The sequence below is a fragment of the Actinoplanes derwentensis genome (assembly GCF_900104725.1).
In the GTDB taxonomy this organism is placed as follows: domain Bacteria; phylum Actinomycetota; class Actinomycetes; order Mycobacteriales; family Micromonosporaceae; genus Actinoplanes; species Actinoplanes derwentensis.
This window is the reverse complement of record NZ_LT629758.1, coordinates 4,177,988-4,202,462: the sequence shown is the minus strand read 5'-3', so window position 1 is coordinate 4,202,462 and position 24,475 is coordinate 4,177,988. Positions and strand designations below refer to the sequence as shown.

Below are 24,475 nucleotides of genomic sequence, written 5' to 3'. Positions count from 1 at the left end.
GTTACCGGAAGGCCAAAAACCCTGTGAGCACACCTGTTCCCGTGCTGCGCAATTTCGTCGCCGGGTCCTACACCGGCACCGAGGACGGCATCACGTCCGCGGTGATCGACCCCAGCACGGGGGAGACCTACGCGCAGGCTCCGATCTCCTCGGCGCGTGACGTGGCGAAGGCCGTGGACGCCGCCGCACAGGGGTTCGAGGTCTGGCGGGACAGCACTCCGGCGGAACGCCAGCGGGCCCTGCTGCGGATCGCCGACGCGATCGAGGCCCGCGCCGAGGAGATCATCGAGGCCGAGGTCCGCAACACCGGCAAACCGGTGGAGGCGACCCGCGCCGAGGAGATGGCCCCGATCCTGGACGAACTGCGGTTCTTCGCCGGTGCCGCCCGGGTCCTGGAGGGCCGGTCGGCGGGGGAGTACCTGCGGGACCACACCTCTTTCGTACGCCGTGAGCCGATCGGCGTCTGCGCGCAGATCACCCCGTGGAACTATCCGATGGTGATGGGGGTCTGGAAGTTCGCGCCCGCCGTCGCGGCCGGTAACGCGGTGGTCCTCAAACCGTCGGACACCACCCCCGTCAGCACTCTGCTGCTCGCCGAGATCGCCGCCGAGTTCCTGCCGCCGGGTGTGCTGAACGTGGTCTGCGGCGACCGGGACACCGGCCGGTCCCTGGTCGCGCACCCGATCCCGCAGTTCGTGTCGATCACCGGCTCGACCAGGGCCGGGATGGAGGTCGCCGCCGCGGCCGCGCCCGACCTCAAGCGGGTCCACCTGGAGCTGGGCGGCAAGGCCCCGGTGGTGGTCTTCGACGACGTCGACATCGCCGCCACCGCCGCCGCGGTCGCCGGGGCCGGCTACTTCAACGCCGGTCAGGACTGCACCGCCGCGACCCGGGTGCTGGTGCACGAGCGGATCGCCGCCGACTTCACCGCCGCGCTCGCCGAAGCCGCCCGGGGCACGAAGGCCGGCCCGCCCAGTGACACCGAGGCGTTCTTCGGCCCGGTCAACAACGTGCACCAGCTGGACCGGGTCACCGGTTTCCTGGACCGCACCCCGGCACACGCCGAGGTGGCCGCCGGCGGGCACCGGATCGGCGACCGTGGCTACTTCTTCGAGCCGACCGTGGTCAACGGGCTGCGCCAGAGCGACGAGATGATCCAGGACGAGATCTTCGGCCCGGTCGTCACGGTGCAGACCTTCACCGGCGAGGAACAGGCGATCCGCTGGGCCAACGACGTCCGGTTCGGCCTGAGCGCCAGTGTCTGGACGCAGAACCACGGCCGGGCCATGCGCGTGTCGCGCCGCCTTGATTTCGGCGCGGTATGGATCAACACACACCTACCCTTCGTCTCCGAGATGCCACACGGCGGATACGGTCACTCCGGTTACGGAAAAGATCTCTCGATGTACGGGTTCGAGGAATACACCCGTATCAAGCACGTGATGAGCTTCAATGACACCCCCGCGCAGAGGTGATGGATGACGAGTTCCCCGGCTATTGAGTTCACCGGTGTGCGCAAGGACTACCTGTCGCACGGTGAGTCAGTGCCCGCCGTCAAGAGCCTGGACCTGACGATCGGGCAGGGGGAGTTCTTCTCACTGCTCGGGCCGTCCGGTTGTGGCAAGACCACCACGATGCGGATGATCGCGGGCTTCGAGGATCCGACCGAGGGCAAGGTGTTCCTCGACGGCCAGGACGTGACCGGGGTCGCGCCGAACAAGCGTGACGTCAACATGGTCTTCCAGTCGTACGCCCTCTTCCCGCACCTGAGCGTCCAGCAGAACGTCGCGTTCGGGCTGGAGCGCAAAAAGGTCGCGAAGTCCGAGGTCAAGCGCCGGGTCGGCGAGATGCTCGAGATCGTCTCGCTGACCGGCATGGAGAAGCGCCAGCCCAAGGAGATGTCCGGTGGCCAGCAGCAGCGGGTCGCCCTGGCCCGGGCGCTGGTCAACCATCCGCGGGCGTTGCTGCTCGACGAGCCGCTCGGCGCGCTGGACCTGAAGCTGCGCCAGCACATGCAGGTCGAGCTGAAGCGGATCCAGCGCGAGGTCGGCATCACCTTCGTCTACGTCACCCACGACCAGGGTGAGGCGCTGACCATGTCGGACCGGATCGCGGTGATGAACGCCGGCCTGATCGAGCAGCTGGGCACCCCGCGGCAGATCTACGAACGCCCGGCGACGAGGTTCGTGGCCGGTTTCATCGGCACCTCGAACATCGTGGACGGCACCGTCGACCGGATCGACGGTGGGCTCGCGGTGATCGACAAGGGCGCCGGCGAGCGGGTCGTGGTGCGGGTCCCGGACGGTGTCCAGGCGGGCCACGGCATCGAGGTGTCGGTGCGCCCGGAGAAGATCGACCTGCACCGTACGATGCCCGCGGACTTCACCGGCAGCGTGCTCGCCGGCACCGTCTCCGAGGTCGTCTACCACGGCACATCGACGAACTACACAGTGGCGACCACCGCCGGAACGGACTTCGTGGTGTTCGATCAGAACGCACACGACGCAGAGGACGTCGCGTCTCGTGGTGAGCGCGTCTACCTCTCCTGGGCCCCGCAGCATTCGTACCCGATCGGAGTCTGATGTTCCCGACCAACCAGCCGAACCCCGCCCTTCTCCGGGGCATGACGAAGTCCCGGCTCGGCCGCCGGGACGCGCTCCGCCTCGGTGGGTTGTCAGCGATGGGCGCTTTCCTCGCCGCGTGTGGCGTGGAGGGCAAGGGCAAGCCGCAGGCCAGTGTGGCGCCCGACGCCGTCGCCAAGTTCTGGGCCGGCAAGACCCAGTCCGGTTCGCTGAACTTCGCGAACTGGCCGCTCTACATGGACCCGAAGAAGCCGGAACTCAAGAAGTTCACCACCAAGACCGGCATCAAGGTGACCTACGACGAGGTCATCCAGGAGATGGGCCCGTGGTTCGCCAAGGTCCAGCCGCAGCTGTCCGCCGGACAGTCGATCGGTTACGACCTGATGGTGATCACCAACTCGGTCCAGTTCGGCCAGTTCCGTGACTCCGGATTCCTGGCCCCGCTCGACCACTCCAAGCTGCCCAACTACGCGGCGAACGCGGCCGCCTCGTACGCCACCTCCACGTACGACCCGGGCAACACCTTCAGCATCCCGTACGCGTCCGGCATCACCGGCATCGCCTACGACCCGTCGAAGATCAAGGAACCGATCACCAAGCTCGCCGACCTGTGGAATCCGGCGTACAAGGGCAAGGTCGGGATGTTCAAGGATCTTCAGGAACTGGGCAACTTCGGTCTGATGGCCGCCGGTCTGGACCCGGCCAAGTCGGACGAGGCGGCCTGGAAGAAGGCGGCGGCCAAGCTCCAGGAGCAGAAGGACGCCGGACTGGTCCGCAACTACTACGACCAGAGTTACGTCGACGCGCTCGGCAAGGGCGAGGTCTGGATCACCCAGGCCTGGTCCGGTGACATCTTCCAGAAGAACGTCTCCGACGGCACGAACTTCAAGTTCGTGATCCCCGAGGAGGGCGGCACCATCTGGACCGACAACATGGCCATCCCGGCCACCGCCGAGAACCCGGTCGACGCCATCATGCTGATGGACTTCCTCTACGAGCTGGACAACGCCACCACGCTCGCCGAGTACATCAACTACGTGTGCCCGGTGCCCGGTGCGCAGGCCCAGATGAAGAAGCACGCGGCCGCGGCCTCCGGCGAGGACAAGGAATTCCTGCTCTCGGTGGCCGACAGCCCGCTGGTCTTCCCCGGTGAGTCGGAGTACAAGCGGCTGCACTACTACGTCAACTTCAACACCGCCGAGGAGAAGAACGACTTCGAGCGGGTGTTCCAGCCGATCGTGCTGGGGTAACCACATGGACCGGGTCAAACGTACACTCGCGCCCTACCTGCTCGTACTCCCCGGCGGGTTGTGGCTTCTGCTCTTCTTCGCCGTGCCGATGGTGACCATGCTGTCGCTGTCGCTGCAGGAGGGCGACATCGTCAACGGGTTCGTCTTCACGGGTCACTGGCAGAACTACACCGAGTCTCTGGCCGACTATCAGACCCAGTTGATCCGCTCGCTGGTGTACGGCGCCATCACGTCGTTCGTGTTGATCGTGATGGCGTTCCCGGTCGCCTACTGGATCGCCTTCTACGGAGGCCGGCGCAAGTCGACCTACCTGTTCCTGATCATGCTGCCGTTCTTCGTGTCGTTCGTGCTGCGCACCATCTCCTGGCGGATGCTGCTCACCGACGACGGCGTGCTGTTCCACCCGCTGAAGGAGGCCGGGATCCTGCCGGCCGACTTCCAGGTGCTGGGCACCCCGGCGGCGGTGATCGCCGGACTGGTCTACAGCTTCCTGCCGTTCATGGTGCTGCCGATCTACGTGGCCCTGGAACGCATCGACCCGCGGGTGGTCGAGGCGGCCCGGGACCTGTACGCGGGCCCGCTCACCAGCTTCCGCAAGGTCATCTTCCCGCTGGCGCTGCCGGGGGTCTTCGCCGGTGTGCTGATGACGTTCGTGCCGGCCAGCTCCGACTACGTCAACTCGGAACTGCTCGGCAGCTCGGAGACCACCATGATCGGCCAGGTCGTCCAGGCGAAGTTCCTGTCCAACTCCGACTACCCGTCGGCGTCGGCACTGTCGTTCACCCTGATGGCGGTGCTGCTGATCGGGGTCTTCGCCTACGCCCGGGCACTGGGCACGGAGGACGTGATGAAGGTGGCGGCGCGATGACCGGCCGTGGCGGACGCCTGCTGCACGCCTACACCTGGCTCCTGATCGCCTGGCTGATCCTGCCGATCTCGGTGATGATCCTGTTCGGGTTCAACAACCCGAACGGCCGGTACAACCAGACCTGGCAGGGCTTCACGCTCAAGTGGTACAAGGACGTGTTCGCCCTGGAAGCGCTCACCGGCGCCCTGGTGACGTCGCTGATCGTCGCGGTGCTGACCGCGCTGATCGCCGGCGCGCTGGGCACCGGCATCGGTTACGCGCTGGGCCGTTTCCGGTTCCGCGGGGCCGGCGCGCTGAACCTGCTGATGTTCGCCGCGATCTCGTCGCCCGAGCTGGTGATGGGCTCGTCGCTGCTGAGCCTGTTCGTGACGACCGGGCTGCCGCTCGGCCTGACCAGCATCACGATCGCCCACGTGATGTTCTCGGTGTCGTTCGTCGCGATCGTGGTCCGGGCCCGGGTGGTCACCCTGGACCGGTCCTTGGAGGAGGCGGCGGCCGACCTCGGCGCGAACGGCTGGACCACGTTCTGGAAGGTGATCTTCCCGATCATCCTGCCGGCGATCATGTCCGGCGTGATGCTCGCGTTCGCACTGTCGATCGACGACTTCGTCATCACCAACTTCACCGCCGGTACGACCGAGACGTTCCCGCTGTGGATCTGGGGCGCCACCCGGGTCGGCCTGCCACCACAGGTCAATGTGATGGGCACGATGATCTTCGCGGCCGGCGTGCTGTTCGCGGTGATCACCAGCGTGCGATCGCGGTCCAAGAAGGCTGCCTGAGAAGGAATTAGCAGCGATTGCTCTTGTGCGCCACGGAATCCGTGGGCAGGATCGGATCTACCTCTGGAACCAGTAGGAGAGATACCCGTGACAGATCTGTCCGCCACCGCCCGCGACCACCTCTGGATGCACTTCACCCGGCTGTCCTCGTACCAGGACGCCCCGGTCCCGGTGATCACCCGCGGTGACGGCTGCTACATCTGGGACTCCAACGGCCGCCGCTACCTCGACGGTCTCTCCGCACTGTTCGTCGTGCAGACCGGCCACGGCCGCCACGAACTCGCCGACGCCGCCGCGAAACAGGCCGGCGAACTGGCCTACTTCCCGATCTGGTCCTACGCTCACCCGAAAGCCATCGAACTGGCCGGCCGTCTGGCCGCGATGGCCCCCGGCGACCTGAACCGGATCTTCTTCACCACCGGCGGTTCGGAGGCCGTCGAGTCGGCGTGGAAACTGGCCCGCTCGTACTACAAGCGGGTCGGCAAACCGCTCAAGACCAAGGTGATCTCCCGCGCGGTCGCCTATCACGGCAGCTCGATGGGCGCCCTGTCGATCACCGGCATCCCGCCGTTCAAACAGGACTTCGAGCCTCTGGTCCCGTCGACGATGCGCGTGCCGAACACCAACTACTACCGCCGCCCCGACGAGAACATGACACCTTCGCAGTTCGGCGTGTGGGCCGCCGACCGCATCGCCGAGATGATCGAGTTCGAGGGCCCCGACACGGTCGCCGCCGTCTACCTGGAGCCGGTGCAGAACGCCGGCGGCTGCTTCCCACCACCACCCGGTTACTTCCAGCGGGTCCGCGAGATCTGCGATCGCTACGACGTACTGCTCGTCTCCGACGAGGTGATCTGCGCCTTCGGCCGCCTGGGTGAATGGTTCGGCGCCGACAAATACGGCTACCAGCCCGACATCATCACCGTAGCCAAGGGCCTGACCTCAGGTTACGTCCCGCTGGGCGCGATGATCGCCTCCGACCGCCTGGCCGAACCGTTCCTGACCGGCACCAACTGGTTCGCCCACGGCATCACCTACGGCGGCCACCCGGTAGGCGCCGCGGTAGCCCTCGCCAACCTCGACATCATGGAACGCGAAGGCCTCAACCAGCACGTCCGCGACAACAGCCCGCTCTTCCGCTCCTACCTGGAACGCCTGCTGGACCTGCCGATCGTCGGCGACGTCCGAGGCGACGGCTACTTCTTCGGCATCGAGCTGGTCAAGGACAAGACCACCAAGGAAACCTTCGACGCCGACGAATCCGAACGCCTGCTCCGAGGTTTCCTGTCCACCGCCCTCTTCGAGGCCGGCCTCTACTGCCGAGCCGACGACCGAGGCGACCCGGTGATCCAGCTGGCCCCACCGCTGACCGCCACGGAAACCCAGTTCGCCGAAATCGAACAAATCCTGAGGTCAGTCCTCACCGAAGCCCAAAACCACCTTTAAACACTTTTCCGGTACGCCGAACCACGGCCCTGCCCCATCCCCGCAAAGCAGGCGAAGCCCCAGGCCGACCCGCGACCACCGGGCCGAATGCGATGGCCAAGGTCCGACCCCCGCACCGCCCCAGACCCAGCCGTTCCTAGATCCGGCTGGTCCCGGGTTTGCTAGTGCCGGGTTCGCTGGTCCTAGGATCGGCGCCGTGATTCAGCTCTGGACGTACAACGCCTCCGGCGGGCGCCGCACCGTTGACCCGGCCGCTCTGACCGGGGCACTGGAGTCGGCGTCCCCCGAGGACTGCCCGGTCTTCTCGCGTGAGCTTCCGGCCGCGTCGATCGTGCCGTTCCGGGGCGGCGCGGAGATTCTTCTCGACCCCGGCGGCCTCACCTCCCGTGACTGGCGGCCGGCACCTCCCTGGGACGGTCGACCGGGGCGACTACCTGCTCCGGAGTAGGCGGCTACAACGGGGCGACGCGCGCGAGAACGGCTTACCGGAGGGCGCCTCGGAGTGCCAGATCGGACGGTCGAATCGCGACGGTGGATCGACGACGGTTGTGTCTCGACGGTGCGTTCCGGACGCTCCACGATGAAGACGCGGACCGACCATCAGGAGGCCGTGCGCCGGGTCAATCGCTGACCTGCTGGTACAGGGAATCGGCGCGGGCGAGGTCGCCGGTGTCGGCGGCCACTTCGGCATCGGCGAAAAGCCTCTCCCAGCCGGGGCGGGCGGCTCCGGCGACGACAGCCGACGAGGCGGCGTCGCGAGTGGAGACGGGTGTGCCGGGGTGCAGGCCCCACCCGTACGGGAAAAGGGGCTGGTAGGTCTTGTCTCCGGTGTTGATCGGGACCTGGGGGACTGACCGCGGCCAGGACATCGAGAGCTTGCCGGTGAAGGGTGTGCGGCCGAAGAGTACGTCGGCGATCCCTTCTCCCTCGCTGCCTGGCAGCCATGACGCCACCAGGGCGTCGATCGAGGCAAGCTGGTCGGTGATCACCTGGGGGCGACCGGAAACGATCAGGACCACGCAGTGCGGGACCGCGGCGCAGACCTTGGTGATCACCGCCTTGTCGGACGGTTGCAGGGTGAGCAGCTTGGGTTCTCGCTGTTCGGCGGTGCCGTAAGTGAGGACGGGGCCGCCTACGTCGCCGAACCATTCGGCGTACGGGGTTTCGCCGACCACGACCACGCCGACTTCGGCGTCGCCGATCGGAGTGGCGGCGTCGGCGCTGAAGGTGACGTCCGGTGCGGTCGACCGGATGCCGTCGAGGATGGTGGTGCCGGGGATGGTGTCGCCGTTGGCGCCCTGCCAGTCCATCGTCCAGCCGCCGGCCTGGCTGCCGATGTCGTCGGCGTTGCGGCCGGCCACGTAGATCTTGGTGTCAGGCCGAAGAGGCAGCACGCCGTCGTTCTTGAGCAGCACCTGCGACTTGGCCACCGCCTCCCGTGCCAGCTCGCGGTGGGCGTCCGTGCCGATCGGGCCGACGGTGGCGTACGGCTTCTCGAACAGGCCCAGCTCGAATTTGACCCGCAGGATCCGCCGCACCGCGTTGTCGATCCGCGACATCGATACCCGCCCGGCCTGCACCTCGGCGGTGAGGTTCGCCTGGAAGACCGGTGCGGTGTCCGGTTCCATGAACATGTCGATGCCGGCGTTCACCCCGGTCCGCACCTGGGAGGCGGTGGGTTTCGGAGTGCCGGCCGGCTCGGTCGACGGCAACTGCTGAACACCCTCCCAATCGGTGACCACAAAACCGCCGAAGCCCAGTTCGCCTTTCAGATATCCGCTGATCAACTGTTGATCGGCGTGCATCTTGACGGGGTTGCCGGTGCCGTCTTCGGTCAAGTCGACACTGGAGAACGACGGCATGACGCTCCGTGCGCCGTGCTCGCGGACAGCGGCCACGTAGGGCGCCAGGGCGATCCGCGCGAAGTCGTCCCGGCTGGCGACGGTGACGCCCTGGTCGATGGCGTAGCCGTGATCGCCGGTGCCGTAAACGGTGCCGCCGTCCCCGGCGAAGTGCTTGACCGTGGCGACCACCCCGTTGCGCTCCAGCCCGTCGACGGCGGCCCCACCGAGCCGGGTGACCAGGGCGGGGTCCTCGCCGAAGCTCTCGAACGCGCGGCCCCAGCGTTCGTCACGCGACACGCACAGGCAGGGTGCGAAGTTCCACGGGATGCCGGTGGCCCGCATCTCCACGGCGGTGGCCCGGTACACCTTCTCGACGAGTGCCGCATCCCGTCCGGCGCCGAGACCCACGTTGTGCGGGAAGATCGTCGCGCCGTGCACGTTGCCGTTGCCGTGAACGGCGTCGACCCCGTAGAGCAGCGGGATCTTCAACGGGGTGGCCAGGGCCGCCGCCTGGAAGCTGTTGATCATGTCGACCCAGGCCTGCGGGGTGTTCGGGGTCGGCGCAGAGCCGCCACCGGACAGCACCGAGCCGAGCCGCAGGCCGGTGACCAGTGCGGGATCCCCGGTGACCGCCTTGCGTTCGGCCTGCGTCATCTGGCCGATCTTGTCGGCCAGGCTCATCCGGGGCAGCAGGTCCGCGACCCGGGCGGCGACGGACTGCCCGGCATCCCGGTAGACGGGCTGCCCGGTGCCCAGGCGGAGAACAGAAACGGGGATCAGTGCGGCGGTGAGCGCGAGCACCACCCCGGCCACCACCCAGCGTCGGCGGATCTGCACGGTGTCCTCCTGGTGAGCCGCTGTCGTCGCGGGTAATTGTCCGGTATTCGCCCCCGCGAGCACCTGGCTGGCGCATGCTGGGACAACGGACTTCTCTGACGGAGCTGACATGGCCGTATTGCTGATCGCTGAGGACGACGAGGACATCGCCCTGGTTCTCGTCAGGGTGTTCAAGCGAACCGGAATGACAGTGTTCCGCGCATCGGACGGACGGGCGGCGTTCGAGGCGATTCTGGAGAAACGCCCGGACATCGTCCTCACCGACCTCGGCATGCCGCACATGGACGGCTGGGAGCTGATCGACGCGATCCGGGCCCACCCCGACGACGACGTCCGCCGTGTCCCGATCGCCATCCTCAGCGGCCACCTCCGGCCCGGCGACCCTCGGGCCGGCCAGGCGCAGGTCTGCGCCATCATGCTCAAGCCCTGCCCCAACGAGCAGCTGCTCGCGACCATGGAGGAACTGGTCTCGGTCGGCCCGCACGGCCACGACGCCGCCGACAACCTCTGCCCGGCCGATCTGCCGGTGACGGTGTAGACATTTATGGTGGTACTGGGCGAGGCGGCGACCTCCCTGGACAACGGCGCCTTTCTCGGGGCGCTGCTGGAGAGCATGGACGCCGGGGTGATGGCCTGCGACCGGAACGGGACGGTCGTCTTCGCCAACCGGGCGATGCGGGAGATCGCCGGGTTCGTCCTGGACGGCCCGCTGCCGATCGAGTTCGCCGAGCACGCCCACCGTCTGTTCACCACGCCCGACCTGCGGCCGATGAGCCGTTCGGAGACGCCGCTGGCCCGAGCGCTGCAAGGCGAGTTAGTCGACGGCGAGGACGTGCTGATCCGCCGGCCCGGCCACCGGCAGCGGGTCTTCGACACCAGTGCCCAGCCGATCCTCGGGCCGGTCGGCGACCGGATCGGTGCGGTCGCCGTCGCGCACGAGGTCACCGCCCTGCGCCGGGTCGAACGGTTCCGCAACTGTCACATCGCCGTCGAGTACGTCCTCAAGAAGCACCGGTCGGCGATCGAGGCCACCCCCGAGGTGCTGCGTGCCGTCACCACCACACTCGGCTGGCCGTCCGCCGAACTGTTCCTCATCGACGACGCGACCGGGCTGCTCCTGTCCGCCGGGCACTGGGACTCCTCCGGGCTGGAGACCGAGGGCTTCTTCGGGCACACCCCGGTCCGCGGCCAGGGCATCACCGGCCGGGTCTGGGAGAGCGGCCGCCCGATCTGGGTGCCGGACCTGGGACTCAGCCCCGACCTGCGGACCGCCCACGAACGTGAACGGGTGCAGATCTGCCTGCGCCGCGGGGTGCGCACCGCGCTGGCGGTGCCGGTGCGCGACGGCGGCTCCCTGCTGGGCGTGCTGACCTGTTATGCCGGAACCCAGGAGTACGAGCCGGACCTGCTCACCGTGCTCCTGGACGGGGTGGCCGCCCAGATCGGCATCTTCGTGGCCCAGCGCCGCGCCGAAGGACTGTCCCGGCAGCTGGCCCGCGCCCAGGGCGACTTCGTCAACCTGGTCGGGCACGAGCTGCGCACCCCGCTGACCTCGATCACCGCCAACGCCACCCTGCTGGCCGAGGAGACCGATCTCGATCCGGAGGTCGGCCAGATGGTGCAGGCCATCGCCCGCAACGCGGCCGCCCTGCAGCAGATCGCCGACACCCTGCTCGACCTGGCCGGCCTGGACTCCGGCCACCTGGAACTGGACGTCCACGAGGTGGACCTGGCCGCCCTGGTGGGCGACGCGGTGACCGGGCTGCGGCACACCGGTGTCCGGCTGACCCTGGTCAGTGAACTGCCGGCCGAACTGCACCTGCCCGGCGACGCCCAGCGGCTGCGCCAGGTCGTCGACGACCTGCTGACCAACGCGGTCCGCTACAGCCCGCCAGGCGCGCCGGTGCACGTCACGTTGCGCGCCGAGGACACGGTGGCGGACCTGTGCATCGCCGACAGCGGCATCGGGATGCCGGCCGGCGAGTACGCCCGGGTCTTCGACCGGTTCTTCCGCGGCAGCAACGTGCGCCACCAGGGCACCACCGGCAGTGGCCTGGGCCTGAGCCTGGCCCGCGCGATCGTGCTGAAACACGGTGGCACCATCAAACTGGCCGAGAACCGCCCGGCGGGCACCGTCGTCTGCGTCCGCCTGCCGCTGAGCGGCCCGCCGCCTTGACGGGTCAGGCGGCTCTGCGGCGGTCCCAGGCGTCGAGCAGGGCGGTGGCCTTCAGACCGACGTTGATGCCGACCCAGCGGGCCGGTTCCGGTTCCCAGCGGCGGGAGCGGTGGTTCACCCAGGGCAGGGTGGTCAGCGCGGTGTCCTTCTTCAAGATCAAATCAGCTAGGGTACGCCCGGCCAGGTTCGCCGCGGCCACCCCGTCACCGACGTAGCCCCCGGCCCACGCCAGGCCGTCCCGCAGCCCGACCGACGGCATCCAGTCCCGGGGGATGCCCAGCGGGCCGCCCCAGCGGTAGGCGATCGGCGGATCGATCCCGAACAGTTCGGTGAGGGTCGCCCGCAGCGCCTCGAACACCTCGGGCACCTGGTCGTACTCCGGCCGGACCCGCGACCCGAAGTGGTAGGGCGCACCGCGGCCACCGAACGCGAGCCGGTCGTCGGCGGTCCGCTGACCGTAGATGACCATGCGCCGCTCGTCACTGAACGTCTCCCGCCGGGCCAGGCCCACGCGCTCCCAGAACTCCCCGGGCAGCGGTTCGGTGACGATCATCAGGGAGTAGACCGGCGCCAGCTCCCGGCGGTACCCGGCCAGGCCGGACGTGTAGCCCTCCAGAGCGCGGACCACGGTGCCGGCGGTGACCGTACCCAGCCGGGTTTTGATCTGCCCGGTTTTGATCTGCTCGACCCGGGTGCCCTCGTGGATGGTGACGCCGAGGCCCTCGACGACCGAGGCCAGACCACGGACCAGTTTCGCCGGGTGCAGGACCGCGCAGTGTTCGCTGTAGACGCCGCCGAGCACATCGGTGGCACCGCAGATCGCCTTGGCCTCGCCGGCACCGACGAAGCCGGGATCGGTGCGCGCCCGGCGCAACTGTTCCGGGTTGCGGACCAGGGAGAGTGTGCCGCCCTTGGCATAGTCGCAGTCGATGCCCTCACGGGCGGCGACCCGGCCCACCTCGTCGACGGTCTCGCCGAGGGCGTGCTGCATGGCGGTGGCCGCCGCCGCGCCGAACCGGCGGGCCAGTTTCGCCTCGGCGACCGGGAACTGGCCGGACACCCAGCCGCCGTTGCGGCCGGACGCGCCGAACCCGCAGTACTCCGCCTCCAGGATCACGACCCGCTTCTCCGGCGCGGCCGTGGCCAGGTAGTACGCGGTCCAGAGCGCGGAGTACCCGCCTCCGGCGATGGCCACGTCGGCCTCGATGTCACCGGCGAGCGGCGGGCGCCTCTCGATCGGTCCGAGACTGTCGAGCCAGAAGGAGGGGCTGTTCATAGGCTTCTACCGTGTTCCCCAGGCGTAGGTCTGTTTGGCGAGTCGCAGGTACATGAACGTGTCGGCGGCGGTGACGCCCTCGATCGCCCGGACCTTCTCGTTGAGGATGTCGAGCAGGTGCTCGTCGTCGGTGCAGACCACCTCGACCAGCAGGTCGTACCGCCCGGCGCAGATCACCACGTAGTCGACCTCGGGGATCTCGGCCAGCCGGTCCGCGATGGCCCGCAGATCGCCGTTGACCCGCAACCCGACCATCGCCTGCCGGGCGAAACCCAGCGTGAGCGGATCGGTGACCGCGACGATCTGCATCAGCCCGTTGTCGAGGAGCCGCTGCACGCGCTGGCGCACCGCGGCCTCGGACAGGCCGATCGTCTTGGCGAGCGTCGCGTACGACATGCGGCCGTCACGCTGCAGGTGCTCGATGATCAGTTTGTTCGTCTCGTCCAGCGTCACGTCCGTCACGGCGCGATTCTTCCCTGAGCCGCTTGTCGTAGGCAAAGGGGTCACCCGTGACAGGTTTCCGACACCGCAGCCGTCCGGGCGGGCACGCTCAGCCCTGCACGTTGTGCATGACGTGCTTGATCCGGGTGTAGTCCTCGAACCCGTACACCGACAGGTCCTTGCCGTGCCCGGAGTGCTTGAACCCGCCGTGCGGCATCTCGGCGACCAGCGGGATGTGGCAGTTGACCCAGACACAGCCGAAGTCGAGGCGCTGCGTCATCCGCATCGCGGTGCCGTGATCCTTCGTCCAGACGCTGGAGGCCAGCGCGTACTCCACGCCGTTGGCGTAGCCGACCGCCTCGTCCTCATCGGTGAACCTCTGCACCGTGATGACCGGGCCGAACACCTCGCTCTGGATGATCTCGTCGTCCTGCCGCAGCCCGGAGACGACCGTGGGGGAGTAGAAGAAACCGCGGTCGCCGACCCGGGCGCCACCGGCCTGCAGGACCGCGTGCTCGGGTAGCCGGTCGATGAAACCGCTGACCCGGGCCAGCTGGTTCGCGTTGTTGACCGGGCCGTAGAGCACGTCCTCGTCGTCCGGCGGGCCGGTCCGGATCCCCCGGGCCTGCGCGGCGAGCGCGGCCACGAAGTCGTCGTGGACACCGGCCTGGGCCAGCACCCGGGTCGCGGCGGTGCAGTCCTGCCCGGCGTTGAAGTAGCCGGCCTCGGCGATCGCGGCGGCCGCCGCCTCCACGTCGGCGTCGTCGAAGACCACCACCGGGGCTTTACCGCCCAGCTCCAGGTGGGTGCGCTTGAGATCGGCGGCGGCACTGCCGGCCACCTCCATGCCGGCCCGCACCGAACCGGTGATCGACACCATCCGCGGCGTGGCATGGGTGACCAGGGCGCGGCCGGTGTCCCGGTCGCCGAGGACCACGTTGAACAGTCCGGCCGGCAGGAACTCGGCGGCGATCTCGGCCAGCAGCACACTGGTGACCGGGGTGGTATCGGACGGCTTCAGCACCACCGCGTTACCGGCGGCCAGCGCCGGTGCGATCTTCCACATCGCCATCAGCAGCGGATAGTTCCACGGCGTGACCTGGGCGCAGACCCCGATCGGCTCGCGACGCACGTAACTCTCGAACCCGTTCAGGTACTGCCCGGCGGAGCGGCCCTCCAGGACCCGGGCGGCACCGGCGAAGAACCGCAGGTGGTCGATGGCCGGGGGCAGTTCCTCGCTGGCGGTCAGGCCGAGCGGCTTGCCGGTGTTCTTCGACTCGGCGGCGACCAGTTCCCCGGAGCGGGCCTCGATGGCGTCGGCGAACTTCAGCAGAGCCCGCTGCCGGTCGGACGGGGTGGTGTCGCGCCACTGCTGGAAGGCGGTGGACGCGGCGGTCATGGCCCGGTCGACGTCCTCGGCACCGGAGACCGGGGCGGAGGCGAACACCTCCCCGGTGGACGGGTCGACGAGGTCGTCGTAGCGCCCCTCGACGGGAGCGACGGCTTCGCCCCCGATGAGGTTGTGCAGCACCGTCTTCGCGCTCATCCGGCCTCCAGCTGTGGTATCAGCGAATCGGGCCCCATCTTTTCCGCTGAATCCGTCGCTAACAAGAGGGTGGACCAATATTTCCGTACGGTGTCGCGGGGTGTCGGCGGACCGCCAGCACTGCTACGTCGTCGGTGGGCAGTTCGGCGGCGGCGTCAGCCATGACGGTGGCGCAGACCGATTCGGCCGTGTCGGCCTTGACGATGTCGACGAGCCGTCTCAGCCCGGTGTCGATCACCTCACCGCGGCGCTCGACAAGCCCGTCGGTGTAGCAGAACAGCAGCTCACCCGGCGGTAACGGCAGCGTGGTGGTGCGGCGGGCCCGTACCGGGCGGGCCACCCCGAGCGGCGGATCGACCGGGATGTCGGCCAGCCTCGCCGGGGCGCCGGGAGCGGCCAGGATCGGGCGCAGATGCCCGGCCGAGGAGAGCAGCGCCCGGTCCCGGGACGGGCTGACCATCACGTACAACGCGGTGGTCAGACTGCCCGCTTCGAACGCGTGCACCTTGCGGTTCAGCAGGGTGAGGGCCTCGGCCGGGTCGTCACAGATCAGCGCGTACGCCCGGAGCGCGCTGCGGACCCGGCCCATCACCACCGCCGACGCCAGCCCGTGCCCGGAGACGTCGCCGATCACCACGCCCAGCCAGCCGGAGGGCAACTGGAAGACGTCGTACCAGTCGCCGCCGACGCCGAAGGCGTGCCCGGGCATGTACCGGGCGGCCAGGTCGACGCCGGTGACCTGGGGTAACCGGTCGGGCAGCAGGCTGCGCTGCAGGGCCAGGGCGGTGGCCTGGCCCAGCAGCTCGTCAAGATCCTCGTTGATGCCTGCCACGGGGTCAGCCTAGTGGCCCGGGGGGTGTCACGAATCGGCCCGGCGCACCTCGGACGGTGTCAAGAGGACACGCTCCGGCCCGGCCGGGCGCACCGGCCCGGTCAGCTCGACCGTGGCCTCGCACGGCAGGTCGGCAGCCGACGTGCCGACGAGAACCCGCAGCTCACCGGGCTCGACGATACGTTTCAAGTCCCGGCCGGTGAAAGCGGTCCGGTCGGTGTGCACCCGGAACACGACCTCCGCCGCGGCACCGGGGGCCAGCTCGACACGCTGGTAGCCGGTCAACGCGAGCACCGGACGGGTGACCTGGGCGATCAGGTCGGTCAGGTAGAGCTGCACCACCTCGGACCCGGCCCGGTCACCGGTGTTCGTCACCCGGACCGTCGCGGTGAACTCGCCGTCGGTCGGCACCGAACCCGCCGACAGCCGCAGGTCGTCGACCGCGAACGAGGTGTACGACCGGCCGTACCCGAACGCGAACAGCGGCGTGGGATCGAGACTGCTCGTGCCGATCTTGTCGGCGCCCAGGCGAGGCTGGAGATACGTACCGGGCTGGCCACCGGGATCACGGGGGATCTGCACCGGCAGCCGGCCGCTGGGCTGGACCCGGCCGGACAGCACCCCGGCGATGGCCGCGCCGCCCTCCTCACCGGGCATGAACGCCTGGACCAGGGCGGCAGCCCGCCCGGCGACGTCACCGAGTGCGTACGGCCGGCCGGACACCACCACCACGACCACCGGCTTACCGGTCGCCAGCAGGGCCGCCAACAGCTCCGACTGGACGCCGGGCAGACGCAGGTCGGGGGCGTCGCAGCCCTCACCCGAGGTGCCCATGCCGAACAGCCCGGCCAGGTCGCCGACGAACGCGAGGACCACGTCGGCCGATTCGGCGGCGGTCACGGCCGCGGCGAAACCCGACCGGTCGTCGCCGTCCACAGTGCAGCCCTGGGCGTACGAGAAATCGATGTCCGGAAGTTCCGCTCGCAGAGCGTCGACCGCGGTCGGCAGATCGATCTCCGGGCTGACCCCGGGATAGCGGGGGAGCACGTGGTTGGGGAAGGCGTAGCAACCCAGGAACGTGCTCGCGTCGTCGGCGCAGGGCCCGACCACGGCGATCCGGCCGGTGGGCGCGAGCGGCAGCGCGGTACCCGGGTCGAGCAGCACGATCGAACGTTCGGCCAGCTCACGGGCCAGCTCGCGGTTGCCGGGGGAGTCCAGGGTGACCTGGTCGGCGCCGGCCACCGACTGCTCCGGGGTCCACTGCTCGTCGAGCAGGCCGAGCCGGGCCTTCTGGGCCAGCACCCGGCGCACGGCCCGGTCCACCAGGGACTCGTCGATCCGGGCGGCCATCTCGGTGCTGTAACCGATGGTGTCCGGTAGTTCCACGTCGATGCCCGCGGTCAGGGCCAGCACTCCCGCGTCGGCCGCGTCCGCCGCGACCCGATGGTTGCTGATCAGGAACGGGATCGCCCAGTAGTCGGAGACGACGGTGCCGGTGAAACCCCACTCGTCGCGCAGCAGCTCGGTGAACAGCCACGGGTCGGCGCCGGCCGGCACCCCGTCGATCTCCGAGTAGGAGTTCATCACCGAGTCGGCGCCACCCTCGCGGATCGCGGTCTCGAACGGCGGCAGGATCACGTCCAGCAGCTCGCGGCGCCCCATCGACACCGGGCCGTGGTTGCGGGCGGCCCGGGAGGCCGAGTAACCGGCGAAGTGCTTGAGGGTGGCGATCACCCCGGAGGACTGCAACCCGCGGACGTACGCCGAACCGACGGTCGCCACCAGGTAGGGATCCTCGCCGATCGACTCCTCGACCCGGCCCCACCGGTAGTCGCGGACCACGTCGAGCACCGGGGACAGGCCCTGGTGCACGCCGAGGGCGGCCATGTCACGGCCGATCGCGGCGGCCATCCGCTCGATCAGCTCCGGATCGAAGGTGGCGCCCCAGTTGATGGCGGCCGGGTAGACGGTGGCGCCGTGCGCGGTGAACCCGGTCAGGCACTCCTCGTGCACGATCGCCGGAATGCCCAGCCGCGACGACGCCATCACGATGCGCTGCTGGCGGACCACTTCGGCGGCGCCCTCGGCCACGGTGAGCGGGTAGCTGCCGTAGACCCGGGTGAGATGGCCGAGCCCGTGCCGGCTGGCGTCCTCCAGGGCCGGCCCGGACGCGAACTCGTGTTCCATCGGAGCGACCTGGTGGCCCTCCTCCAGCTCCGGCGCGGCGGAACCGGTGGCCCCCTTGTCCTTGCCGAGCCAGCGGCTGCCGAGCTGAGCCACCTTCTCCTCGAGGGTCATCGTGGCGAGCAACGCCTCGACCCGCTCGGTGATCGGCAGCGAGGCGTCCCGCCAAGATTGTGCAGTCAACGAAAACCTCCGAAAGTTTCGGTACCCCCGGAACCGGGTCCGGTCGGCCGCGCCGGACGGTGACGCGGCCGGCCGACCTTGCCAACTCTCGCGCGTCAAGCACGGTTCAGGCAAGAGTCTTGACACTCATCACGCCGAAACCCTACGTTAACGAAACCTCTCGTTAATTTGCAGCCGTCGCTCGAAACTTTCGGCGGCTGTTCCTCTGCTGTCTGCTTCCTCATTCGGCTATTTGCGTCCCCCTTATGGAGATCAGCGTGAAGCGCAGGAATTTTCTGACCCTCGCCACGGGTACCGCGGCCGGTGCCGCCCTCGCCGCGTGCGGCAGTTCCGGTCCGGCCGGCACCACCCCCGCCAAAGCGGGGGAGGCCGGCTACTGGACCCTCAGCGGGCCGCCCGGAGAATCGGTGCGGCAGGGTGCCGTCGACCGGTTCAACAAGGCCAACCCGGACGGCCAGATCAAACTCAACCTGTTCCAGAACGACGCCTACAAGGACAAGCTGAAGACCGCGTTCGGCGCCGGTCAGCAGCCGACCGTGGTCTGGGGCTGGGGCGGTGGCGGCCTGAAGAGTTACGTCGACGCCGGCCAGGTCGACGACCTCACCGACTGGTTCGCGCAGAACGCCCCGGTCAAGGACCGGCTCTTCCCGTCCTCGTTCGGCCCGGCCACCATCGGCGGCAAGATCTACGCGATGCCGGCCGAGACCGTGCAGCCGATCGTCCTCTTCTACAACAAAGAGGTGTTCGACAACCTCAAGGTCACTCCGCCGCAGTCCTGGGGCGAGATCATGGACCTGGTCCCGAAGTTCAACGCCGCGAAGATCGCGCCGTTCTCGCTCGGCGGCCAGTCCCGCTGGACCAACATGATGTGGCTGGAGTTCCTCTTCGACCGGATCGGCGGCCAGTCGGTCTTCGGTGACGTCTTCGAGGGCAAGGCCGGCGCCTGGAGCAACCCGGCCGCCATCGACGCCCTCACCAAGATGCAGGACCTGATCAAGGCCGACGGTTTCATCAAGGGCTTCAACTCGATCACCGCGGACTCCAACGCCGACCAGGCGCTGCTGTACCGCGGCAAGGCCGCGATGATGCTGCACGGCTCCTGGTCCTACGGCATCCAGCAGGCCGAGGGCGGCACCTTCGTCAAGGACGGCAAGCTCGGTTACATCAACTTCCCCGGCGTAGACGGCGGCAAGGGCGACCCCAACGACACCGTCGGCAACGCCGGGCAGTACCTGTCGATCTCCTCGAACGCCACCACCGCGCAGAAGGACATCGCCAAGAAGTTCTTCACCAGTCTGCTCGACGACACCGAGCAGGCCGACTGGATCAAGACCGGTGGTGTGCCGATCATCAAGGGCGCCGACGCCAAGCTCGCCGCCTCGCCGGACGCCGACTTCCTCAAGTTCGTCTACGGCGTGGCCAGCAACGCGAAGGTGTTCGCCCAGTCCTGGGACCAGGCGCTCAGCCCGACCGCGGCAGAGGCCCTGCTGGACAACATCGCCAAGCTGTTCACCCAGTCGATCGCGCCGCAGCAGTTCGCCGACAACATGAATGCGGTCATCGGAAAATGACGATAGCTCCGCCTGTGGTGCGGACCGCTCCTCCCGGCAGCAACAACGCCGGGGGGAGCGGGTCCGTCTCCTGGATGGCCTGGCCGGCCCTGATCGCGTTCACCCTGTTCGGGCTGGTCCCGCTGGTCGGCGTGTTCCTGCTCAGCTTCACGTCGTGGAACATCTCCGGCGACATCAAACCCGCCGGGCTTCAGAGCTGGCGCACCGTGCTGGCCGACCCCGACCTGCTGCACTCGCTCTGGGTCACCTTCCTGATCATGGGGTTCTCGTGGCTGGTGCAGACGCCGCTGTCCATCCTGATCGGCGTGTTCCTGGCCGCCCAGCACCGGTACCGGGCCGTTCTCGCGGTGCTCTACTTCGTCCCGCTGCTGCTCAGTCAGGCCGCCATCTCGATCACCTACAAGGCGCTGCTCGACCCGAACTTCGGACTCGGCGCCAGCCTCGGGATCGAGTTCCTGCAGCAGGACTGGCTCGGTGACCCCGTACTGGCGCTGGGTGTCGTGGTCTTCGTGGTGTCCTGGCAGTTCATCCCGTTCCACTCACTGATCTACCAGGGCGGGGTGCGGCAGATCCCGGCCAGCATGTACGAGGCCGCCCAGATCGACGGGGCCGGCCGGATCCGGCAGTTCTTCAGCATCACCCTGCCGCAGCTCAAGTACACGATCATCACCTCGTCGACGCTGATGGTCGTCGGGTCGCTGACCTTCTTCGACCTGATCTGGGTGCTCACCGCCGGTGGCCCCGGCGATGCCACCAGCGCCCTGGCCGTCGAGATGTACCAGCGCGGATTCAAGGCCAACCTGATGGGCCCGGCCAGTGCGATCGCCGTCATCCTGGTGCTGTGCGGCCTCGTCCTCGCGCTCGGGCTGCGCCGGCTCGGCGGCCGCAACCAGGCCGACAGCCAGTTGGAAGGAATGTGACGTGACGACCGTGCTGTCTCCTCCTCCGCCTGTGGTGGACCGGCCTCCCGCCTCGCGCCGCCGGCGTTTCCATCCGAAGCAGTGGAACCTCCTCGGCGGCCTGGCCGGCTGGCTGTGGCTGGCGGTCGTGATCATGCCGATCTACTGGATCGTCATCACCAGCCTCAAGGTGTCGGGCGACTACTACGCCACCAACCCGCTTGCGCCGCCGACGTCACCGACGCTGGAGAACTACCGGTTCGTGCTGGAGAACAACTTCGTCCAGTACTTCATGAACAGCACCATCGTCACGGTCGGGGCGGTCGGCCCGGCGGTGCTGATGTCGTTCATGGCCGCCTACGCGATCATCCGGGGCGGGGCCGCCAGCCGGTTCCTGCGCGGTGTCAACGGACTGTTCCTGATGGGCCTGGCGATCCCGCTGCAGGCGGTGATCATCCCGATCTATCTGATCATCATCAAGATTCAGATGTACGACACCCTCGGCGCGATCATCCTGCCCTCGCTCGCCTTCGCCATCCCGCTGTCGGTGCTGGTCCTGGCGAACTTCATCCGCGACGTGCCGAAGGAACTCTTCGAATCGATGCGGATGGACGGCGCCACCGAATGGGGCACCCTGTGGCGTCTGGCCTTCCCGCTGACCCGGCCCGCCCTTGTCACGGTCACCATTTACCAGGGACTGACCGTGTGGAACGGCTTCGTGCTGCCGCTCATCCTCACCCAGAGCCCCGAGCAGCGGACCCTGCCGCTCGCGCTCTGGGAGTTCCAGGGCCAGTACAGCGTCAACATCCCCGCCGTACTCGCCTCGGTCGTGTTGACCACGCTGCCGATCCTCACCCTGTACGTGATCGGCCGCCGTCAGCTACTCAGCGGCCTGACCGCGGGCTTCGGTAAATGAGGCGGTGCTCTCCCGCACCATCAGCTTGGTGACCAGCTCCACCCGGGGAGTCTCGATGCTCTCGCCGCGCGACAACCGCAACACGGTCCGCGCGGCGAGCGCCCCCATCTCGGCCAGCGGCTGCCGCACCGTCGTCAGCGGCGGCGACGCCCACCGCGACTCCGGCAGATCGTCGAACCCGATCACACTCAACTGGTCGGGCACCCGCAGCCCGCGCCGCCGCGCCGCCTCGCACACCCCCAGCGCCATCAGGTCGCTGGACGCGAAGATCGCGGTCGGCGGCTCGGCCAGATCGAGCAGCTGATTGCCGGCGATGAACCCGGCCTCGTGCAGGAAGTTGCCGGTCGTGATCAGCTGCTCGTCGACGCGGACCCCGGCGGCCTCCATCGCCGACCGGTAACCGTCCAGCCGGGCCCGGCTGCACAGCAGCTCCCGCGGCCCGGCCACGAAACCGATCCGCCGGTGCCCCAGCTCCAGCAGATGATCGGTGGCGGTGCGGCCACCCGACCAGTTCGTCGCCCCGATCGTCGGCACCTCGGCGGCCACCCCACCGGCCGGGTCGATGATCACCACCGGGACCTTCAGCCGGTGCAGCTCACTGTGCACCGGCTCGGCCACGTCCGACGTCACGAAGATGACCCCGTCGGAGGCGCGCGCCCGCAGGTTCTGCAGCCACTGCCGGGTGGCGCTGCTGCGCCGGTGCACCTGCGACACCACCGTCCCGACCCCGGCGGCGTGGGTCACGTCCTCCACACCGCGCACCAGCTCCATCGCCCATGGGCTGTCCAGGTCGTTGAAAACGAGATCCACCAGGCGGGCTCGCCCGGAATGCCGAGAGTTGCGGGGCCGGTAGTCATGCTCTCGCAACAGCCGCTCGATCTGCTCCCGCGTGCTCGGCGAGACATCGGATCGTCCGTTGAGCACCCGGGACACCGTCGGCACGGACACGCCCGCCGCTTCCGCGATGGCCGCGATGGTGACTCGTCCTCTGCCAGACGCCACGGAGAAAGCTCCTCACGCCGGCCCATCTAGGCTGGAACTTTCGGAAACCGGCACCGGAATTCTGTCATGCCACACCCCGCCGACAAATGCTTGGTGGCGTTGGTAACGCTCCCAGTTGAGTTTTTCAGCGCGGTTCACACTCCAGCGGGTACTCCGTCTCCGCGCACGGCCGGTTTCCGTGCTCGCGGAGGATGTCCTTGCCCTCCTGATCGGTGAGGTACCGCAGGAACGCCGCACCGATCGAATCGGCCGGAAGCTCGCCGTACGTGTACGCGTACTCCGTCTGCCAGTACGGATAGCCGCCGTCCTCGACCCCGGCCAGCGTCGCCGGATCGTGGTCGATGTGCACCTTCAGGATCCGGCTGTCCTTGGCCGCGTTGCTGACCTCGCTGTAGCCGAGCGCACCCGGCGTGGCGGCGACCTTCTCCAGCAGCCGCTGGGTGCTGCCCACCTCACAGACACCGGCCGTGCCCGGTTCGAGAGCGGCGCAGTCGTTGACTGTCGCGTTCGGCATGTCCGCCTGCAGCACCCGGTTCACCAGCGCGGTCCGGGTCCCCGAGCCGGGATGCCGGTTCACCAGTTGAATCGGCATCGGCGGCCCGCCGACCCGGGACCAGTCGGTGATCTTCCGGGCATAGATGTCACGGATCTGCCGCAGACTGAGGTCACGGACACCGACGTCCTTGTTGACGATCAACGTGTACAGCGAATACGCGATCGGCCGGGGCAGTACCTGCGGGTGGGAGCCCTCCGCGTACCCGTCGGTGAACGCGAGGTGCGTGCCGAGTCCAGGAACCCGGCTCAGGTCGACGGCCCGGCCCGCCGCCTCCAGTTCGCCGACACCCTCCGCGCTGCCCTGGAACGTCGAATCGCCGATCGGGATCCGGGCTTTCACACCACGGCACTGCTCCTCGTAGCGTGCGGCGGCAGCGGTCACCGACGGCGCGAACGCGGTAGAACCGTGCAGGTACAGGGTGCCGCCCACACAGTCCAGCGGCGGCCGGCTGTCGTCACGAAACAGGATCAGCCCGGACTGCGCCAGTACCGCCGCCACCAGCAGACCGATACCGACCAGCGCCGGGCGGGACGCGAACGTGTGGCTCTCGGTGCGATCCAGCCGGACCTTCGCGAGCCGGTCGATCCATCGGTTGTGCCGGCCGCTGACATCGGCGCGGAACGACGGATCGTCGAACTCCTTGCGGACGTTGCCCTCCTGGCGTTCCAGCACCACCAGGACCTTGTAGTACGCGCGCGGGTTCAGTTTCACCTTCGGCAGCCGGACCAGACCGGCGTCCTTCTCGTTGCCGATCCCGAAACCGGCGGCCGTGGTGGTGTGCCCGCCCTCGTCGGTGAAGAAGAAGTCGGCCAGTTCGTCCTGACTTGTTTCGCTCAGCGCCACATCGACCACGCGGCGGCCCGGAAAGGTGACCCGGATACCGGCCCGGTCGTGGTCGTCGGCCAGATAGTCGCCGGAGACGATCTCGGTCCAGCCGGCGTTCTCGACCCGCAGCAGTACGAACGACGGGTCGTGCAGCGGCCTGCCGTTCTCGTGCAACTGGGCCAGCGCTGCGGCGTTCGCCGGATGAGCCGGGCTGGTGGCCGGAGTGTCCATCTGCACCCGATAGCCGAGCCGTTTGCGGCGGACGATCGCGAACTCCCACACGAACGCGATGAACGGGACCGCCACGCTCAGGACGGCGATGATCGGTTCGAGTTCCCAGTGCGTCATGTCCACCCGCGTCCTGAAATTCTCAGGCTGACCAGCGCGGGCGCCGATCCACAAGGGAGTTCGGGACGTCTACGGCAACAGTTAACCCCCACGTCAACTGCGGATTCGCGG

20 protein-coding genes are annotated in these 24,475 nt (G+C 68.6%); 12 read left to right on the top strand and 8 right to left on the bottom strand.

Features of this window, described 5'->3' with window-relative positions:
- The first annotated feature begins 44 nt into the window (after positions 1 to 44).
- From BLU81_RS18615 to BLU81_RS18585, 7 genes are all read left to right on the top strand, one after another.
- Complete coding sequence (locus BLU81_RS18615) at positions 45 to 1,475, top strand: gamma-aminobutyraldehyde dehydrogenase (RefSeq protein WP_092557290.1); 1,431 nt, start codon at positions 45 to 47, stop codon at positions 1,473 to 1,475.
- 3 nt (positions 1,476 to 1,478) lie between these two features.
- Positions 1,479 to 2,582, top strand: coding sequence for an ABC transporter ATP-binding protein (locus BLU81_RS18610; protein ID WP_092545838.1), 1,104 nt, complete (start codon positions 1,479 to 1,481; stop codon positions 2,580 to 2,582).
- On the top strand, positions 2,582 to 3,832 hold the full coding sequence (locus BLU81_RS18605; RefSeq protein WP_092545837.1) for a polyamine ABC transporter substrate-binding protein: 1,251 nt from the start codon (positions 2,582 to 2,584) through the stop codon (positions 3,830 to 3,832). The genes BLU81_RS18610 and BLU81_RS18605 overlap by 1 nt, the downstream gene beginning before the upstream one ends.
- Before the next feature lie 4 nt (positions 3,833 to 3,836).
- Positions 3,837 to 4,700 carry an ABC transporter permease gene (locus tag BLU81_RS18600; protein ID WP_092545836.1) on the top strand — a complete coding sequence of 288 codons (864 nt, stop codon included), beginning with the start codon at positions 3,837 to 3,839 and terminating at the stop codon, positions 4,698 to 4,700.
- The gene (locus tag BLU81_RS18595) at positions 4,697 to 5,482 is read left to right on the top strand and encodes an ABC transporter permease (protein ID WP_092545835.1); all 786 of its coding nucleotides are present in this window, start codon (positions 4,697 to 4,699) and stop codon (positions 5,480 to 5,482) included. Before BLU81_RS18600 ends, BLU81_RS18595 begins: the two co-directional genes overlap by 4 nt.
- 87 nt (positions 5,483 to 5,569) lie before the next feature.
- A complete protein-coding gene (locus tag BLU81_RS18590; protein WP_269461062.1) occupies positions 5,570 to 6,928 on the top strand; it encodes an aspartate aminotransferase family protein in 1,359 nt (452 codons plus the stop codon).
- Between the two features lie 196 nt (positions 6,929 to 7,124).
- Complete coding sequence (locus tag BLU81_RS18585; RefSeq protein WP_092545833.1) at positions 7,125 to 7,376, top strand: hypothetical protein; 252 nt, start codon at positions 7,125 to 7,127, stop codon at positions 7,374 to 7,376.
- A gap of 172 nt (positions 7,377 to 7,548) precedes the next feature.
- On the opposite strand, the gene BLU81_RS18580 is transcribed toward BLU81_RS18585, so the two are convergent.
- Positions 7,549 to 9,609 (bottom strand): glycoside hydrolase family 3 protein, encoded by a 2,061-nt coding sequence (locus BLU81_RS18580; protein ID WP_231954637.1) that lies wholly within the window; start codon positions 9,607 to 9,609, stop codon positions 7,549 to 7,551.
- 109 nt (positions 9,610 to 9,718) lie between these two features.
- Between BLU81_RS18580 and BLU81_RS18575 the strand changes: the two genes are divergently transcribed.
- Together BLU81_RS18575 and BLU81_RS18570 are read left to right on the top strand one after the other, a co-directional pair.
- A complete protein-coding gene (locus tag BLU81_RS18575) occupies positions 9,719 to 10,147 on the top strand; it encodes a response regulator (RefSeq protein ID WP_092545831.1) in 429 nt (142 codons plus the stop codon).
- Positions 10,148 to 10,153: 6 nt separating this feature from the next.
- On the top strand, positions 10,154 to 11,785 hold the full coding sequence (locus BLU81_RS18570) for a sensor histidine kinase (protein WP_092545830.1): 1,632 nt from the start codon (positions 10,154 to 10,156) through the stop codon (positions 11,783 to 11,785).
- Positions 11,786 to 11,789: 4 nt separating this feature from the next.
- On the opposite strand, the gene BLU81_RS18565 is transcribed toward BLU81_RS18570, so the two are convergent.
- The 5 genes from BLU81_RS18565 to BLU81_RS18545 all read right to left on the bottom strand — a co-directional run bounded on the left by BLU81_RS18565 (position 11,790) and on the right by BLU81_RS18545 (position 18,247).
- On the bottom strand, positions 11,790 to 13,061 hold the full coding sequence (locus tag BLU81_RS18565) for an NAD(P)/FAD-dependent oxidoreductase (RefSeq protein WP_092545829.1): 1,272 nt from the start codon (positions 13,059 to 13,061) through the stop codon (positions 11,790 to 11,792).
- A 6-nt stretch (positions 13,062 to 13,067) separates the two neighbouring features.
- On the bottom strand, positions 13,068 to 13,523 hold the full coding sequence (locus BLU81_RS18560; protein ID WP_092545828.1) for an Lrp/AsnC family transcriptional regulator: 456 nt from the start codon (positions 13,521 to 13,523) through the stop codon (positions 13,068 to 13,070).
- A gap of 88 nt (positions 13,524 to 13,611) precedes the next feature.
- Entirely contained in the window at positions 13,612 to 15,048 is a 1,437-nt protein-coding gene (locus BLU81_RS18555) for a gamma-aminobutyraldehyde dehydrogenase (protein ID WP_092545827.1), read from the bottom strand.
- A gap of 58 nt (positions 15,049 to 15,106) precedes the next feature.
- Positions 15,107 to 15,880 (bottom strand): PP2C family protein-serine/threonine phosphatase, encoded by a 774-nt coding sequence (locus BLU81_RS18550; protein WP_231954636.1) that lies wholly within the window; start codon positions 15,878 to 15,880, stop codon positions 15,107 to 15,109.
- Between the two features lie 27 nt (positions 15,881 to 15,907).
- A complete protein-coding gene (locus tag BLU81_RS18545; protein WP_373873366.1) occupies positions 15,908 to 18,247 on the bottom strand; it encodes a glycoside hydrolase family 3 N-terminal domain-containing protein in 2,340 nt (779 codons plus the stop codon).
- A gap of 257 nt (positions 18,248 to 18,504) precedes the next feature.
- Here BLU81_RS18545 and BLU81_RS18540 point away from each other — a divergent pair, with 257 nt between their 5' ends.
- From BLU81_RS18540 to BLU81_RS18530, 3 genes are read left to right on the top strand one after another with little or no spacing between them, the layout of a single operon-like run.
- Positions 18,505 to 19,818 carry an extracellular solute-binding protein gene (locus BLU81_RS18540; RefSeq protein WP_231954635.1) on the top strand — a complete coding sequence of 438 codons (1,314 nt, stop codon included), beginning with the start codon at positions 18,505 to 18,507 and terminating at the stop codon, positions 19,816 to 19,818.
- 17 nt (positions 19,819 to 19,835) lie between these two features.
- Positions 19,836 to 20,738, top strand: coding sequence for a carbohydrate ABC transporter permease (locus BLU81_RS18535; protein ID WP_231954634.1), 903 nt, complete (start codon positions 19,836 to 19,838; stop codon positions 20,736 to 20,738).
- Between the two features lies 1 nt (position 20,739).
- Entirely contained in the window at positions 20,740 to 21,633 is an 894-nt protein-coding gene (locus tag BLU81_RS18530) for a carbohydrate ABC transporter permease (RefSeq protein ID WP_231954633.1), read from the top strand.
- Here BLU81_RS18530 and BLU81_RS18525 read toward each other — a convergent pair.
- Together BLU81_RS18525 and BLU81_RS18520 are read right to left on the bottom strand one after the other, a co-directional pair.
- Positions 21,598 to 22,635: a LacI family DNA-binding transcriptional regulator gene (locus tag BLU81_RS18525; RefSeq protein ID WP_092545824.1), complete on the bottom strand. Its 1,038-nt coding sequence runs from the start codon at positions 22,633 to 22,635 to the stop codon at positions 21,598 to 21,600. The genes BLU81_RS18530 and BLU81_RS18525 overlap by 36 nt on opposite strands.
- A 124-nt stretch (positions 22,636 to 22,759) precedes the next feature.
- Positions 22,760 to 24,364 carry a substrate-binding domain-containing protein gene (locus BLU81_RS18520; RefSeq protein ID WP_092545823.1) on the bottom strand — a complete coding sequence of 535 codons (1,605 nt, stop codon included), beginning with the start codon at positions 24,362 to 24,364 and terminating at the stop codon, positions 22,760 to 22,762.
- Positions 24,365 to 24,475 lie beyond the last annotated feature (111 nt).

What these genes read in the sequence shown, in the direction of transcription:
- BLU81_RS18575 (WP_092545831.1), top strand. Translation starts at nt 9,719, where the DNA reads ATGGCCGTATTGCTGATCGCTGAGGACGACGAGGACATCGCCCTGGTT.
- BLU81_RS18520 (WP_092545823.1), bottom strand. Translation starts at nt 24,364, where the DNA reads ATGACGCACTGGGAACTCGAACCGATCATCGCCGTCCTGAGCGTGGCG.
- BLU81_RS18610 (WP_092545838.1), top strand. Translation starts at nt 1,479, where the DNA reads ATGACGAGTTCCCCGGCTATTGAGTTCACCGGTGTGCGCAAGGACTAC.
- BLU81_RS18565 (WP_092545829.1), bottom strand. Translation starts at nt 13,061, where the DNA reads ATGAACAGCCCCTCCTTCTGGCTCGACAGTCTCGGACCGATCGAGAGG.
- BLU81_RS18595 (WP_092545835.1), top strand. Translation starts at nt 4,697, where the DNA reads ATGACCGGCCGTGGCGGACGCCTGCTGCACGCCTACACCTGGCTCCTG.
- BLU81_RS18570 (WP_092545830.1), top strand. Translation starts at nt 10,154, where the DNA reads ATGGTGGTACTGGGCGAGGCGGCGACCTCCCTGGACAACGGCGCCTTT.
- BLU81_RS18600 (WP_092545836.1), top strand. Translation starts at nt 3,837, where the DNA reads ATGGACCGGGTCAAACGTACACTCGCGCCCTACCTGCTCGTACTCCCC.
- BLU81_RS18555 (WP_092545827.1), bottom strand. Translation starts at nt 15,048, where the DNA reads ATGAGCGCGAAGACGGTGCTGCACAACCTCATCGGGGGCGAAGCCGTC.
- BLU81_RS18605 (WP_092545837.1), top strand. Translation starts at nt 2,582, where the DNA reads ATGTTCCCGACCAACCAGCCGAACCCCGCCCTTCTCCGGGGCATGACG.